The 13,929-nt window shown below is 68.9% G+C and carries 11 protein-coding genes; 4 read left to right on the top strand and 7 right to left on the bottom strand.

The genetic code is table 11. The features are described from left to right. The first annotated feature begins 66 nt into the window (after positions 1–66). Positions 67–2,394 carry a penicillin acylase family protein gene (locus Q0P60_RS02205; RefSeq protein ID WP_294987775.1) on the top strand — a complete coding sequence of 776 codons (2,328 nt, stop codon included), beginning with the start codon at positions 67–69 and terminating at the stop codon, positions 2,392–2,394. 57 nt (positions 2,395–2,451) lie between these two features. Here Q0P60_RS02205 and asnB read toward each other — a convergent pair whose 3' ends face one another. Then, positions 2,452–4,143: an asparagine synthase B gene (gene asnB / locus Q0P60_RS02200; protein ID WP_294987773.1), complete on the bottom strand. Its 1,692-nt coding sequence runs from the start codon at positions 4,141–4,143 to the stop codon at positions 2,452–2,454. 339 nt (positions 4,144–4,482) lie between these two features. Between asnB and Q0P60_RS02195 the strand changes: the two genes are divergently transcribed. Beyond that, entirely contained in the window at positions 4,483–5,373 is an 891-nt protein-coding gene (locus Q0P60_RS02195) for a tetratricopeptide repeat protein (RefSeq protein ID WP_294987771.1), read from the top strand. 162 nt (positions 5,374–5,535) lie between these two features. On the opposite strand, the gene dapE is transcribed toward Q0P60_RS02195, so the two are convergent. Genes dapE through map form a run of 6 tightly spaced genes read right to left on the bottom strand, consistent with a single transcriptional unit; the run spans position 5,536 to position 12,465 of the window. Continuing rightward, positions 5,536–6,663, bottom strand: coding sequence for a succinyl-diaminopimelate desuccinylase (gene dapE / locus Q0P60_RS02190; RefSeq protein ID WP_294987769.1), 1,128 nt, complete (start codon positions 6,661–6,663; stop codon positions 5,536–5,538). Next, a complete protein-coding gene (locus tag Q0P60_RS02185) occupies positions 6,660–7,031 on the bottom strand; it encodes an arsenate reductase (RefSeq protein WP_294987767.1) in 372 nt (123 codons plus the stop codon). Before Q0P60_RS02185 ends, dapE begins: the two co-directional genes overlap by 4 nt. Before the next feature lie 31 nt (positions 7,032–7,062). After that, positions 7,063–7,929 (bottom strand): hypothetical protein, encoded by an 867-nt coding sequence (locus Q0P60_RS02180; protein WP_294987765.1) that lies wholly within the window; start codon positions 7,927–7,929, stop codon positions 7,063–7,065. A gap of 2 nt (positions 7,930–7,931) precedes the next feature. Continuing rightward, positions 7,932–8,993, bottom strand: a complete 1,062-nt coding sequence (dapD, locus tag Q0P60_RS02175) for a 2,3,4,5-tetrahydropyridine-2,6-dicarboxylate N-succinyltransferase (protein WP_294987764.1) — start codon at positions 8,991–8,993, stop codon at positions 7,932–7,934. Further along, positions 8,993–11,620 (bottom strand): [protein-PII] uridylyltransferase, encoded by a 2,628-nt coding sequence (locus Q0P60_RS02170; RefSeq protein ID WP_294987761.1) that lies wholly within the window; start codon positions 11,618–11,620, stop codon positions 8,993–8,995. The genes dapD and Q0P60_RS02170 overlap by 1 nt, the downstream gene beginning before the upstream one ends. A gap of 2 nt (positions 11,621–11,622) precedes the next feature. Next, positions 11,623–12,465 carry a type I methionyl aminopeptidase gene (gene map, locus Q0P60_RS02165; RefSeq protein WP_294987759.1) on the bottom strand — a complete coding sequence of 281 codons (843 nt, stop codon included), beginning with the start codon at positions 12,463–12,465 and terminating at the stop codon, positions 11,623–11,625. A 174-nt stretch (positions 12,466–12,639) separates the two neighbouring features. Here map and Q0P60_RS02160 point away from each other — a divergent pair, with 174 nt between their 5' ends. After that, the gene (locus Q0P60_RS02160; RefSeq protein WP_294987757.1) at positions 12,640–13,173 is read left to right on the top strand and encodes a spore coat U domain-containing protein; all 534 of its coding nucleotides are present in this window, start codon (positions 12,640–12,642) and stop codon (positions 13,171–13,173) included. Then, entirely contained in the window at positions 13,173–13,922 is a 750-nt protein-coding gene (locus Q0P60_RS02155) for a molecular chaperone (protein WP_294987755.1), read from the top strand. Before Q0P60_RS02160 ends, Q0P60_RS02155 begins: the two co-directional genes overlap by 1 nt. Positions 13,923–13,929 lie beyond the last annotated feature (7 nt).

Here is a 13,929-nt window from a genome sequence, read left to right as displayed (position 1 = left end):
TAATCGGAATCAGTCGCAGTTGCGCCTGCGGCTACAATTCCCCCACGAGTGTGGAAAGGACGTGCGATGCGACGTACATGGCGTTGGGTACTGGGCGTGCTGATCGCCATCGTGCTGGTCACCACACTGGTGCTGTGGCTGCTGCTGCGCGGCAGCCTCGCCGATCTGGACGGCACGCATGCGCTGCCGGGGCTGGCCGGGCCGGTCACCGTCGAGCGTGACGCGCTGGGCGTGGTCACCATCACCGCCGGCAGCCAGGCCGACGCGATGCGGGCGCTGGGCCGGGTGCATGCGCAGGAACGCTATTTCGAGATGGACCTGATGCGCCGCAGCGCCGCCGGCGAGCTTTCCGCGCTGTTCGGGCCAAAGGCCATCGACGCCGACAAGCGCATGCGCGTGCACCGCCTGCGCGCACGTACCGAGGCGCACCTGGATAGCGCGCTGGGCGACAACGGCGATGCCGTGCGTGCGTATGTGGACGGCGTCAACCAGGGCCTGTCCGATCTCGCGGTGCGGCCGTGGGCGTATCTGCTGCTGCGGCAATCGCCGCGCCCCTGGCAGGCCAGCGACAGCGTGCTGACCGGCCTGGCCATGTATGCCGACCTGCAGGATCCGGGCAACCAGACCGAACTGGCCCTGAGCCGCATCCGTGCAGTGGTGCCTCCGGCGCTGTTCGCGCTGCTGGCACATGACGGCACCGAATGGGACGCACCGCTGTTCGGCGAACCCACCGGCAACGCCGCCCTGCCCGATGCCAGCCAGCTCGATCTGCGCAGCTTGAAGGGAAAGCCCGGCACCGAGCAGGAGGAGCCCGACGTCATCGGCAGCAACAACTTCGCGGTGGCCGGTGCGCTCACCGCCGACGGCCGCGCCATCGTCGCCGACGACATGCATCTGGGCCTGCGTGCCCCCGGCCTGTGGTTCCGCGTGCGCCTGCGCTATCCCGACCCGCAGGCCGCGGGCGGCCAGGTCGATGTCAGCGGCTTCTCGCTGCCCGGCCTGCCGGCGGTGATCGTCGGCAGCAACGGCCACGTTGCCTGGGGCTTCACCAACAGCTACATCGATACCGCCGACTTCCGCACTGAACCGGCTGACGCCGCCGTGACCGTGCACGAAGAACGCATCGCAGTCGCCGGCCACGCCGACGTGCTGTTCCCGGTACGCGAGACCGCCTGGGGACCGATCCTGCACCGCCACGCAGATGGCAGCGGCGATGCGCTGCGCTGGGTGGCACACCTGCCCGGCGCGGTGCGCCTGGACTTCGCGGACCTGGCCCGCGCCGGTGATCTGGACGGTGCACTGCGCTTCGCCGATCACGCGGGCATTCCTGCACAGAACCTGGTGGTCGGTGACCGCAGCGGGCGCATTGCCTGGCGCCTGATCGGCGCGCGTCCGGACCGCGGCCCCGGTTGTGCAGCGGCCGGTTTCAATGCCGCCAGCAACCAGCAGTGCGCGCCCTGGCCGATCCGCAGCGACGCGTCACCGGCCCTGATCGATCCGCCCGACCATCGCCTGTGGACCGCCAACGGCCGCGTCCTCGATGGCCCGGCCCTGGCCACCGCCGGCAACGGCGGCTATGACCTGGGCGCCCGTGCACGCCAGATCCGCGACCTGCTGGCGATCCAGGAACGCTTCGACGAGCGCGACCTGCTGGCGATCCAGCTTGATGATCGCGCGGTGTTCCTGCAGCGCTGGTGGGCGCTGCTGCACGATGTACTGGAACACAGCAACGACCCGGCGCTGAAGCGGCTGGAGGCGGCCAGCCACCAGTGGGGCGGGCGCGCGGCGGCCAGCTCGGTGAGCTACCGGGTGGTGCGCGAGTTCCGCTCGCAGGTGATGGACACCCTGTCCGATGCCCTGCTGGCCCCCGCCAACGCGCAACTGGGCGATGACTACCTGGACCCGCGCCTGGCGCAGCTGGAAGGCGTGGCCTGGCCGATGCTGCAACAGCGCCCGGCCAACCTGCTGCCGCCGGCCTTCGACAGCTGGGACGCCCTGCTGACCGACGCCGCGCGCCGCACCGAGCGCGAACTGTCCAGGCAGGGTCCGCTGGACAAGCGTACCTGGGGCGAACGCAACACCGCGGCGATCTGCCACCCCATCGCACGGGCGCTGCCGGATCTCGCCCAGCGCTGGCTGTGCATGCCCGCCGATCGCCTGCCCGGCGACCGCGACATGCCGCGGGTGCAGACGCCGAACTTCGGCGCCTCCGAGCGCATGGTGGTGTCGCCCGGCCACGAGGCCGACGGCATCGTGCACATGCCGGGTGGCCAGAGCGGGCATCCGTTGTCCCCGTACTGGGGTGCTGGCCACGAAGACTGGGTACAGGGTCGACCGACCCCGTTCCTGCCCGGCAAGGCCCAGCATGTGATGACGCTGGAACCTGCACGTTGACGACCGGGGTCAGATCCCTTTCCAACGGGAAAGGGCTCTGACCCCATCACTGCTGCATCAGGCCAGCGCCTGCTCGTGCACGCCGGCGATCGCGCGGCCGGACGGATCGGCCGCGGCCGCGAAACTGGCGTCCCAGGCGATCGCTGCCGGCGACGAACAGGCGATCGACTTGCCACCCGGCACGGTCTCCGCCGCCGCACGACTCGGGAAGAACTGCTCGAACAGGTGGCGGTAGTAGTACGCCTCCTTGGTCTGCGGCGGGTTGTGCGGGAACCGCTTGTCGGCGGCAGCCAGCACGCGATCACTGACCTGCGCCTCGGCGTGTGCCTTCAGACCATCGATCCAGCCATAGCCGACGCCATCGCTGAACTGCTCCTTCTGCCGCCACAGGATGCTGTCCGGCAGGTAGCCATCGAACGCCTCGCGCAGCACCGCCTTCTCGATGCGGCGGCCACCGAATCCGGCGCCGACCATCTTGTGCGCGGCATCGAAACGCATCGCCACATCAAGGAACTCGCGGTCGAGGAACGGCACGCGCGGCTCCACGCCCCAGGCCATCATCGACTTGTTGGCACGCAGGCAGTCGTAGTTGTGCAGGGCGTCGAGCTTGCGTACCAGCTCCTCATGGAACTCGCGCGCATCCGGCGCCTTGTGGAAGTACAGGTAGCCGCCGAAGATCTCGTCGCTGCCTTCGCCGGACAGCACCATCTTCACCCCCATTGCCTTGATCCGGCGCGCCAGCAGGAACATAGGCGTGGAGGCACGGATGGTGGTGACGTCATAGGTTTCGATATGGCGGATCACTTCCGGCAGCGCGTCCAGGCCCTCCTCGAAGGTGTACTCGAAGCCGTGGTGCACGGTGCCCAACGCTTCGGCGGCGATTGCCGCGGCGGCGAGATCGGGCGAACCCTTCAAGCCGATCGCGAACGAATGCAGGCGTGGCCACCAGGCTTCGGTCTGGCCACCGTCCTCGATGCGGCGACGCGCGTAGCGCGCGGCCACCGCGGCCACCAGTGACGAATCCAGGCCACCGGACAACAGCACGCCGTAAGGCACGTCACTCATCAGCTGGCGTTCCACCGCATGCTCGAAGGCCTGCCGCAGTTCGGCCAGGTCGGCCTGGCGGCCCTGCACGTCGGCGTAGTCGCGCCACGGCTGCTGGTAGTAGCGCACCAGCTCGCCGCTGGCGCTGTCGAAGTAGTGCCCCGGCGGGAACTGCGCGACGTCGGCACAGCTGTCCACCAGCGCCTTCATTTCCGACGCCACGCGCAGGCGTCCCTGGGCATCATGGCCCCAGTACAGCGGCACCACGCCGACCGGATCGCGGGCCACCAGCACGCGTCCGCTGTCACGGTCCCACAACGCGAAGGCGAAGATGCCGTTGAGCTGTTCCAGCCACTGCGCCGGCGATCCGCCCTGGCGATACAGCGCATTGATCACCTCGCAGTCCGAGCCGGTCTGGAAGTCGTAGGCGCTGCTCAGCGCGGCTTTCAGCGCCTGGTGGTTGTAGATCTCGCCGTTGACCGCGAGCGCCAGCTGGCCATCGGCCGACAACAACGGCTGCGAGCCACCGGCGGGATCGACGATGGCCAGGCGCTCATGGACCAGCAGGGCGCCTTCGTCGAGGTACACGCCGCTCCAGTCCGGGCCACGGTGGCGCTGGCGCTGCGACAGTTCCAGCGCGTGGCGGCGCAGGCCGGGAAGATCGTCACCGGCCTGCAGGCCGAAGATTCCGAAGATCGAACACATGGGGGAGCTCCTGTTGTGGGGATTTCACGGGTGGGAAGCGGTTCGACCGGCCATCCTGGCCCGGGTGGGGCTGCGCCCGGGCACAAAAAAACCCGCATCGACCGATGCGGGTTTTCTGGTGTCCGGGTGTGTGTTGCTGTCTATCTACCCAGGGCGCAGTCCCGCATCGGCCGCGCACGATTATTCGCGCGCAGATTATTGCGGTTGTTGTTGTTGACGGCGGTGGCCAGGCGGATCGACATGGCCACGACCCTACCCCGGTTCCGGGCACTGCGCAACAGTTGCGTCGGCAACCACGCGTGGACGGCATAATGGCCCGCCCTGAACCGTGTAACAGGAATGCAACACCGCACTGGACGCACCTGGGCACTGGCCGCCCTGCTCTGCCTTGGCCTGGCCGCATGCCAGAGCCTGCCCCGTCCCTCCACGCTGCCCGCCACGCTGCCCGCCGCCCAGCAGCAGGCCCTCGAACAACGCGGAAGCGACGGCAGCTTCGAGGGTGCCTGGAATACCGCGCACACCTTCGAACGCTTCAACGATCCACGCGCCATCCACTACTACGAGCGCGCCGCGGCGATCACACCGTGGACTTTCCACAACACCCAGGCCGAGCAGGCGTTGGGAAGGATCTGGGCCACCGGCACGCTGCAGCATGCCGATGGCCCTCACATCGATCCCGCACCGGTACTCCGCGCGTCCTGGCGCCGTGGCGAACGCGGCTACCTCGCCGCCGCCAACCACGGCAATCCCTATGCGTTCTTCGAGCTGGCCACGGCCTATCGCCAGCGTGGCGACGCGCAGCAGGCACTGCGTTGGGACCTGCGCGGAATGATCTACAAGCGCCATCCGAGTTCCGCCTCACGGCTGCCGGATGCGCTGGCCGCACAGGGCGGCAGCGTGCACCCGCTGGTGGCGCATATCCAGCGCCGTGCGGCGCGCGGCGATGCCGAAGCACAAGTGGACCTGGGTGCGCTGCTGGAAAAGGGCGTCGGCCTGCCGAGCGACCCGGCAGCGGCCCTGCTGCTGTACCAGCGCGCTGCAGAACAGGGCAATGTGTTCGGCCAGTACTTTGCCGGACTGCTGCTGGGGCGGAGTGCAGAGGGCGTGCCGAAGGACACCGATGCGGCAGCCCGCTGGTTCGCCCGGGCCGAAGCGCAGCGCTTCTACATGGCGGCGCCCAGCTACTGGGAAAAGGCGGTCAAGCCGCCGTTCTTCATTTTCTCGGAGTAGCGCCGGACGCTTCTGTAGAGCCGAGCCATGCTCGGCTGCCTCCACAATCAGCCGAGCATGGCTCGGCTCTACAGGGAAGCCGGAGCGGCCCCCGGCGGAGGGCGTGCCGACCAACGGTCGGCACCCACCACCACTCTCCGCCCGCGCGGGATCACGCTGGAATCACGCCAGCAGCCGTTCCAGCAAGCGCTGGTACAACCCGGGCAGCGCTTCCAGTTCGTCCACCCGCACGTTCTCATCCACCTGGTGGATGCTGGCGTTGACCGGCCCCACCTCGATGCACTGCGCTCCCAGCGGCGCGATGAAGCGTGCATCGGAGGTTCCACCGCCGGTGCTTTCTTCCGGCGCACGGCCGATGTGCTCGGCCAGCACCGCGCGCGCGGTGGCGCGCAGCGTGCCTTCCGGCGTGTAGAACGGCTCTCCGCTGCGGTGCCACTTCAGCGTGTACTGCAGGCCGTGCCGGTCCAGCAGCGCGGTGATCTCCGCTTCCAGCTTCGGCGCATTCCAGTGCGGGTTGTAGCGGAGGTTGAAATCCACCTCCAGTTCGCCGGGAATCACGTTGTTGGCGCCGGTGCCGGCGTGGATGTTGGAGATCTGCAGACTGGTCGCCGGGAAGCTCTCGTAGCCTTCATCCCAGCGCCGCGCGCTCAGCTCCGCCAACGCCGCGGCGGCCTGGTGGATCGGGTTGCGCGCCTTCTCCGGATACGCCACGTGGCCCTGCACACCCTGTACGCGCAGCTTGGCCGACAGGCTGCCACGACGCCCGACGCGCAGCAGGTCACCCAGCGTCGCGGTCGACGAGGGTTCGCCGGTGATGCACCAGTCGATGCGCTGGCCACGCGCTTCGAACAAGCGTGCGACATGGCGCACGCCATCGATGGCATCGCCCTCCTCGTCGCTGGTCAACAGCACCGCCAACGTGCCGGGATGATCCGGATGCGCGGCGACGAACTGCTCGGCGGCGACCACGAACGCGGCCACGCTGCCCTTCATGTCGGCGCTCCCCCGGCCGTACAGCACGCCGTCACGGATCTGCGGCGTGAACGGATCGCTGGTCCAGGCCTCGCGCGGGCCGGTCGGCACCACATCGGTGTGGCCGAGCAGGACCAGCACCGGTGCTCCCTGGCCGTGGGTCGCCCACAGGTTGTCGACCTCGCCCAGGCGCAGGTGATCACAATGGAACCCGGCCCGCTTCAGCCGCGCCGCCAGCAGCGCCTGGCAGCCGGCATCATCCGGCGTCACCGACGGGCGCGCGATCAGCTCGCAGGCCAGGTCGAGGACGGCACTCATGCGCCGCCCACGCCGAAGCGTGCCTTGAAGCCGTTGTCGCTGAAGCCCTGGCTGACCGCGCCGTCGGCGCTGACCACCAGCGGGCGCTTGATCAGCTGCGGGTACTCGCGCAGCAGCAGCTTCCACTCGGCGTCCGAAGCGGCGGCCTTGCGGCTGTCCGGCAGTTGCCGCCAGGTGGTGGAGGACTTGTTGACCATCGCCGCCAGGCCGCCCAGCTGCGCTGCCCAGGCCAGCAGGGTTTCCGGGCTGGGGGGAGTGTCGCGATAGTCGACGAAGGTATACGGCACGCCGAAGCGGTCCAGCCACTTGGTCGCCTTCTTGCAGGTGTCGCAGTTCTTCAAACCGTAGACGGTGGTGCTCATGGCCATCTGTAATGCTGGAAAACAGAGGGCCAGAATCTCACAACAGGCGCTCGGACACGACCCGGAACGACACCCGTGGCAGGCGGAAGGCCAGGCCGTCCTGCAGCGTCACGCCCATCGCCTGCAAGCGCGGGCAATGCAGTTCCCCCCGCAGCCGCAGGGGCTGCAGGCTGGCAACGTCCACCGGCAACGCGATCCGGGTCGCGGCCCAGCGCTGGTCGCAGGTGCGGGCGATCGCCTCGTCCTGGCAGGTCAGGAACCGCAGCAGGGCCGCAGGCTCGCCGGCCGCGGCCGGCCACGCCAGCGCCGTCCAGTCCGCGGCGCGCCGCCACTGCAGGCGCAGCACCGGTGCACTGCCCTGCCCACTGTCGATCCACGTGTGGCCGTCGCCGTCGGCATCCAGCACGTGCGCGAACCGCGCGGACAGATGCGGCTGCATGGCATCGCTGAAGGCACGCGCGCCGGCCACGAAGGCCAGCTGGTCCATCACGTTGCGGTCGAACAGCACCACCGGCGTCGCCTGCGGATCGTCGTCGCGACGCAGGTACCAGCGCCAGTTGCTCTGCCGCGGCGAGGGCATCAGCGCGCGCAGTGGCCCGGCCAGGCGCGGTCCGAAGTGGCCATGACGGTAGCTGAGGATGGTGTACGGGGTGCGCCCGGCGTGGACCACGTAGTGATGGCCCGGCGGCGGCGGCGGTGCGCAGCGCACGTCGACCCACCAGCTCACGTACACCACGTCGCGCACATCGCTGACCAGTGCCGGCATCGGCCAGCGCCGCGACAGTGCGCGGCGCAGCCGGGTCCATTGCGGGGCGTGCAGCAGGCGCGGCAGCATCCGCCCGAACAGGTGGTCGGACGGATGCCGGTAGATCGCGGACTGCGCCAGGTCCTCCGGCGCAGCCATCTTCAGTCGGCCAGGCCGCGCAGCAGGTCGTTGACGCTGGTCTTGCTGCGGGTCTTGGCGTCGACCTGCTTGACGATGACCGCGCAATACAGCGAGTGGGTCCCGTCCTTGCTCGGCAGCGAACCGGACACCACCACGCTGTACGGCGGAATGTAGCCGTAGCTGATCTCGCCGGTGGCACGGTTGTAGATGCGGGTGCTCTGGCTGAGGAACACGCCCATGCCGATCACGCTGTGGTGGCCGACCACCACGCCTTCCACCACTTCCGAACGCGCACCGATGAAGCAGTGGTCTTCGATGATGGTCGGGCTGGCCTGCAGCGGTTCCAGCACGCCGCCAATGCCGGCGCCGCCGGACAGGTGGCAGTGCTGGCCGATCTGCGCGCAGGAGCCGACGGTGGCCCAGGTGTCGACCATGGTGCCTTCGCCGACGTAGGCACCGATGTTGGTGAAGCTCGGCATCAGCACCACGTCCTTGCCGAAGTAGGTGCCGCGACGGGCGATCGCACCCGGCACCACGCGCACGCCGGCGCGGCGGAACCGGGCCTCGTCATAACCGGCAAAGCGCGATTCGACCTTGTCCCAGAACGGCGCCGGACGGGCGTCGACCACCGCCATGTCGTTGACCCGGAAATACAGCAGCACGGCCTTCTTCAGCCACTCGTTGACCTTCCAGCCACCGTGGCCATCCGGTTCAGCGACGCGGAATTCGCCACTCTCCAGGCCATCGATCACGCGATTGACCAGCGGCTTGGTCGACCCTTCCAGTTCATGCAGGGTCAGCGTGGCGCGGCGTTCGAAGGCGCTCTCGATGCCGAACTTCAGCTCCTCCACGCCCGGCGTGGCCGGCTTGCGCAGCGACTTGCGGGCGATGGTTTCGGCGCGGGCGGCTTCGGCGCTCTTGGTCGGGGCCTTCTTCACCGCAGCCACTTTCTTCGCCGGGGCCTTCACCGCAGCGGCCTTGTTCGGCGCGGTGGCTTTCTTCGCGGCCGGCGCGGCAGCGGTTTTCCTGGCCGCTGCGCTCTTGGTGGTCGCGGCGGTCTTCTTGGCGGGCTTGGTGGCCATCAGGCGGGGTCTCCGGCGTTTCGATCAGGGTCCAGGCAGGCCAGCATCGCGTCATGCAGCTGCTGCCGGGCAGGTTCAGTCAGGGGGAGGTCGTGTTCGTCACTGATCACGAAGGTGTCTTCGGCGCGTTCGCCAAAGGTGGCAATGCGCGCATCATGCACGCGCAGGCCCTGGTTGCGCAGCACGAACGCCACATCGGCCAGCAGGCCGGGGCGGTCGGGGGCGACCAGGGCGAAACGGGTCGCACCGGGTTCATCGCGGAACTCGATGCGTGGGGCGAAGCGGAAATGGCGCAGCTGGCGTGGCACCACCCGGCGCGACGGCCGCAGGCGGGTCAGGTCGCCGCTGAGGGCTTCGCGCAGCGCCGCCTCCAGGTTGGCGCTGCTGCCATCGGCGAAGGTATCGGCCGGGTTCACTTCGAAGGTATCGAAGATGGTATCGGCCGGGCCGTCGAGTACGCGCGCGCGGTGGATGCCATAGCCCTTGCGGTCCAGGGTCATCACGATCGCAGCGAACAGGCCGTCACGGTCCGGCGAATGCACGAACACTTCCAGCGCAGGATCATCGACGCTGATGCGGCGCACCTTCACCAGCGCCTGGCCCTGCTTGACCGGCACCAGCGCGGCAGCCTGCCAGGCCAGCTGCTCCGGGCGCAGCCGGATGAAGCCTTCGTCCGGCATCACCGCGAACTGGCGGTCGATGGTGGCATCGTCGTAGCCCTGCTCGCGTACCAGCGCGCGCACGCTGTCACGCGCCTCGGCCACGCGCTCGGCGGCCGGCACCGGATGCTCGAGCCCTTCGCGCAAGCCACGCCGGGTGGCGAAATACAGGTCGGCCAGCAGGCGGTCCTTCCATGCATTCCACAGCTTCGGGCTGGTCCCGGCGATGTCGGCGCAGGTCAGCAGGTACAGGTAATCCAGGCGGTCGCGGCTGCCGACCAGGGTGGCGAAGCGATGGATCACCGCCGGGTCGGCGATGTCCTGCTTCTGCGCGGTCACCGACATGCGCAGGTGCTGCTCGACCAGCCATGCCACCAGATCGGTATCGGAGCTGCTCAGCGCATGCGCCTGGCAGAACGCCCGCGCATCCACCGCGCCCAGTTCCGAATGGTCACCACCACGGCCCTTGGCGATGTCGTGGAACAGGCCGGCCAGCAACAGCAGCTCCGGCTTGCGCAGGCGCGGCCACACTTCGTGCGCGATCGAGAAACGCTCGTCGGCGCGGCTGCTGGCGAACTGCCCGATGTTGCGCAGGACCATCAGCGTGTGCTGATCGACGGTGTAGACATGGAACAGGTCGAACTGCATGCGCCCGCTGACCTGGGCGAAGGCGGGAATCCACTGCCCAAGCACGCCCAGCCGCGCCATGCGCGAGAGGGTGTCGACCGGGCGCTGGCCGCGCAGCAGGGCCAGGAACTGTTCGCGTGCATCGGTGTCGGCGCGGTCGTAGGCCGGCAGCAGCGGCAACGACTCGGCCAGCGCGCGCGCGGTCAGCGAATGCAGGCCGCGCACCTGCGGATTGTTGGCCCAGCTGGCAAACAATGCGAACACCTGGCCGATGTCACCGCGTGGCCAGTCGGCATCATTGGCCGCCAGGTACCCCCGGCGCAGCGAGAAGCCGACGGTCAGCGGCTCCGGCTGGGCCTCGCCGTCGAACTGTTCCTCGAAACGCTGCAGCAGGCGGTCGCTGATCCGGCGCACCACCAGGGCGGCGCGGTAGAAGCCCTGCATCATCTTCTCGACGCCGAGGTTCTCGGCATCGTCTTCGAAGCCCAGGCGTGCGGCCAGGGTCTTCTGGTAATCGAAACGCAGCCGCTCTTCCGGGCGCCGCGCCACCAGGTGCAGGCCGAAACGCAGCCGCGCCAGCACCGCGCGTTCGCGCTTCAGCGCGGCCGCTTCGTCGGCACCCAGGTGGCCGAGCCCGACCAGCGCCTCCAGGTCGCGCACGCCGAACGCGCGCAGCGCCATCCAGCCCAGCGTGTTGAGATCGCGCAGGCCGCCGGGGCCGTCCTTCAGGTCCGGCTCCAGGTTGTCGGCGGTATCGCCGAAGCGCTGGTGGCGGTTGCGCAGCTCCTCCAGCTTGGCCAGGAAGAAGGTGCGCGCCGGCCACAGTTCGCGATCGTCAATCGCCTCGCGCAGCGCGCGGCGGGCCGCATCCTCGGCCAGGATCGGGCGCGCCTCGATCAGCGCGGTCAGCACGGTCTGGTCGGCGGCGGCTTCGCGGCACTGCGCCGCAGAACGCACCGCATGGCTGACCGCCAGCCCACAATCCCAGAGCAGCGCGAACAGGCGCGCCAGCTCCGCCTCGTGGGCCAGCTGCGCAGCAGGTTCACCGAACACGAGCAGGTCGATGTCCGAACGCGGGAACAGCTCGCCGCGGCCGTAGCCTCCCACTGCGAACAGGGACAGGCCGCTGTCGGCGGCCAGGCAGCGCTGCCAGGCCAGGCGGATCAGGTGGTCGGCGGCGCGCGCGCGCAGCGCCAGCAGGCGCTCGATGTTGTCGCCCTGGTCGAAGCGGCGGTACAGGCGCGCGTCGGCCTGCTGCAGCGCCTGGCGCGCGGCAGCAGCCCAGTCCGGGTCGTTGAGCGACGCGGCCGGCGTGTCCAGCAGCGAACTCGCCGGCAGCATGCTCAGGAGACCTGCGACTCGCCCGGCGACAGGGTCAGCACGTCAACGCCGGTCTCGGTGACCGCGATCATGTGCTCCCACTGCGCCGACAGCTTGCGGTCCTTGGTCACCACGGTCCAGCCGTCCGGCAGCACCTTGTTGTAGCGGGTGCCCTCGTTGATCATCGGCTCGATGGTGAAGGTCATGCCCGGCTGCAGCACCAGGCCCTGGCCCGGGCGGCCGTAATGCACCACCTGCGGCTCGTCGTGGTAGACCTTGCCGATGCCGTGGCCGCAGTACTCGCGCACCACGCTGAAGCGCTCGCCTTCAGCATAGCTCTGGATGGCATGGCCGATGTCGCCGAGGGTCGCCCCCGGACGCACCGCGCGGATGCCGCGCCACATGGCTTCATAGGTGGCTTCCACCAGGCGCCGCGCCATCACCGACGGCGTGCCGACGAAGTACATCCGGCTGGTGTCACCGTGCCAGCCGTCCTTGATCACGGTGACGTCGATATTGATGATGTCGCCATCCTTGAGCACCTTCCCTTCGCTGGGGATGCCGTGGCAGATGACGTTGTTGACCGAGGTGCACACGGTCTTGGGGAAGCCGCGGTAGCCGACGTTGGCCGGAATGGCGCCCTGCACGTTCACGATGTGGTCGTGGCAGATGCGGTCCAGTTCCTCGGTGGTGACACCGGGCTTGACGTGGGGGGTGACGATGTCGAGCACCTCGCTGGCCAGACGGCCGGCGACACGCATCATCTCGATTTCCTGCGGGGTTTTCAGATTCACGCTCATGGCCCCCATTATCGCCGATCCGGCCGCAATCTGAACGAACGCCACCCAACTGGCGATCCGGGGCATGCGCGGTTCCGGCAAGGAAAGTGAAAGCGTGACGCCACTCACCCTTTCGAATCCCTGTTTATCACGGATTACAGACACTTGCGCCGCCTAAGCTGGCGCCGACCGTCGTCAAAGCGGCCGTGAACGTGCCGCCTTCGCCTTGTTCAACGGACCTTCGGGTCAGGGAGGTTGTCCATGCGATCCCCGCTTCGTTCCCCGCACGCATGGGGCCTGCTGGCGCTGCTGCTGGCCGCGCCGCTGGCCCAGGCCGCCGATACCACCACCTTCAACGTCACCCTGGTGGTCACCAAGGCCTGCACGATCACGGCTGCTGCGGCGACCAACGTCGATTTCGGCACCGCCGCCTCAACCACCGCCACGCCCACCCTGGGCCAGGGTACGGTCACCGCGCAGTGCTCGGCGCTGACCCCGTACACGATCTCGCTGAATGCGGGCGCCAATGCCAGCACCGCCAATGACGTCACCACCCGCCGGATGAAGAACACCAATGCCGCGGTGACCGCCAACAACTTTGTCGGCTACCAGCTCTACCAGGACGCCGCACACACCCTGGTCTGGGGCTCGACCTCCGGCACCAACACCCAGGCCGGCATCGGTACCGGCCTGGCCGTGCCCTACATCGTCTACGGCCAGATCCTGAACCTGAGCACCAACAACCCGGCCACCGGCAACTACCTGGATACGGTCACCGCCACGATCACCTATTGATGGAGCACGCCCGCATGGCCGGACCCCGCCCGTGGCGCGCCACCGGCGTGGCGCTGCTCGCCCTGTACCTGCTGGCGACCTCTGCGGCAGGCGCCACCAGCCTGCAGGTCGCCCCCACCAGCCTGCAGCTGGAAGCCCGCCAGCGCGCTGGCGAGCTGTGGCTGACCAACAGCGGTACCTCGCCAGTGAAACTGCAGGTCCGCGTATTCCGCTGGGTCCAGCAGGACGGCCAGGAACAGCTGCTGCCCACCGACCAGCTGATGGCCACCCCGCCGATGCAGGAGCTGGCCGCCGGCCAGCAGCAGCTGGTGCGGGTGATGCGACCGGACAAGGAGCCGCCGCCGGCGCAGCAGCACTATCGGCTGATCGTCGACGAGGTACCCGACCTGGCCACCCGCGCCGACGGCATGCAGTTCGTGTTGCGCTATTCGATCCCGGTGTTCGTGCAGCCGGCCTCCACCCGCCTGGCACCGCAGCTGCAGGCCCGCCTGCTGACGCTGGCCGATGGCCGCAACGGCGTCGAGGTTGCCAATGCCGGCAACAGCTACGCGCAGATCGCCGACCTGGCCCTGGGCAGCGCCCAGCGCCCGCGCATCGTCCACCCCGGGCTGCTGGGCTACGTGCTGCCCGGCCAGGTGATGCGCTGGCCGATCGAACGCACAGCGATCGACCGCGACAACGACCAGATCACGGCCAAGCTCAATGGCGAGTCGGAACAGACGCCGCTATCGCCACCACCGGCTCGCTGAGGCGTTG

The organism is uncultured Stenotrophomonas sp., from assembly GCF_945952405.1.
Taxonomy (GTDB): domain Bacteria; phylum Pseudomonadota; class Gammaproteobacteria; order Xanthomonadales; family Xanthomonadaceae; genus Stenotrophomonas.
The sequence above is the reverse complement of the archived record's forward strand: the minus strand, read 5'-3'. Positions and strand labels throughout refer to the sequence as shown.

What these genes read in the sequence shown, in the direction of transcription:
- Q0P60_RS02205 (WP_294987775.1), top strand. Translation starts at nt 67, where the DNA reads ATGCGACGTACATGGCGTTGGGTACTGGGCGTGCTGATCGCCATCGTG.
- asnB (WP_294987773.1), bottom strand. Translation starts at nt 4,143, where the DNA reads ATGTGTTCGATCTTCGGAATCTTCGGCCTGCAGGCCGGTGACGATCTT.
- Q0P60_RS02195 (WP_294987771.1), top strand. Translation starts at nt 4,483, where the DNA reads ATGCAACACCGCACTGGACGCACCTGGGCACTGGCCGCCCTGCTCTGC.
- dapE (WP_294987769.1), bottom strand. Translation starts at nt 6,663, where the DNA reads ATGAGTGCCGTCCTCGACCTGGCCTGCGAGCTGATCGCGCGCCCGTCG.
- Q0P60_RS02185 (WP_294987767.1), bottom strand. Translation starts at nt 7,031, where the DNA reads ATGGCCATGAGCACCACCGTCTACGGTTTGAAGAACTGCGACACCTGC.
- Q0P60_RS02180 (WP_294987765.1), bottom strand. Translation starts at nt 7,929, where the DNA reads ATGGCTGCGCCGGAGGACCTGGCGCAGTCCGCGATCTACCGGCATCCG.
- dapD (WP_294987764.1), bottom strand. Translation starts at nt 8,993, where the DNA reads ATGGCCACCAAGCCCGCCAAGAAGACCGCCGCGACCACCAAGAGCGCA.
- Q0P60_RS02170 (WP_294987761.1), bottom strand. Translation starts at nt 11,620, where the DNA reads ATGCTGCCGGCGAGTTCGCTGCTGGACACGCCGGCCGCGTCGCTCAAC.
- map (WP_294987759.1), bottom strand. Translation starts at nt 12,465, where the DNA reads ATGCCCCGGATCGCCAGTTGGGTGGCGTTCGTTCAGATTGCGGCCGGA.
- Q0P60_RS02160 (WP_294987757.1), top strand. Translation starts at nt 12,640, where the DNA reads ATGCGATCCCCGCTTCGTTCCCCGCACGCATGGGGCCTGCTGGCGCTG.
- Q0P60_RS02155 (WP_294987755.1), top strand. Translation starts at nt 13,173, where the DNA reads ATGGAGCACGCCCGCATGGCCGGACCCCGCCCGTGGCGCGCCACCGGC.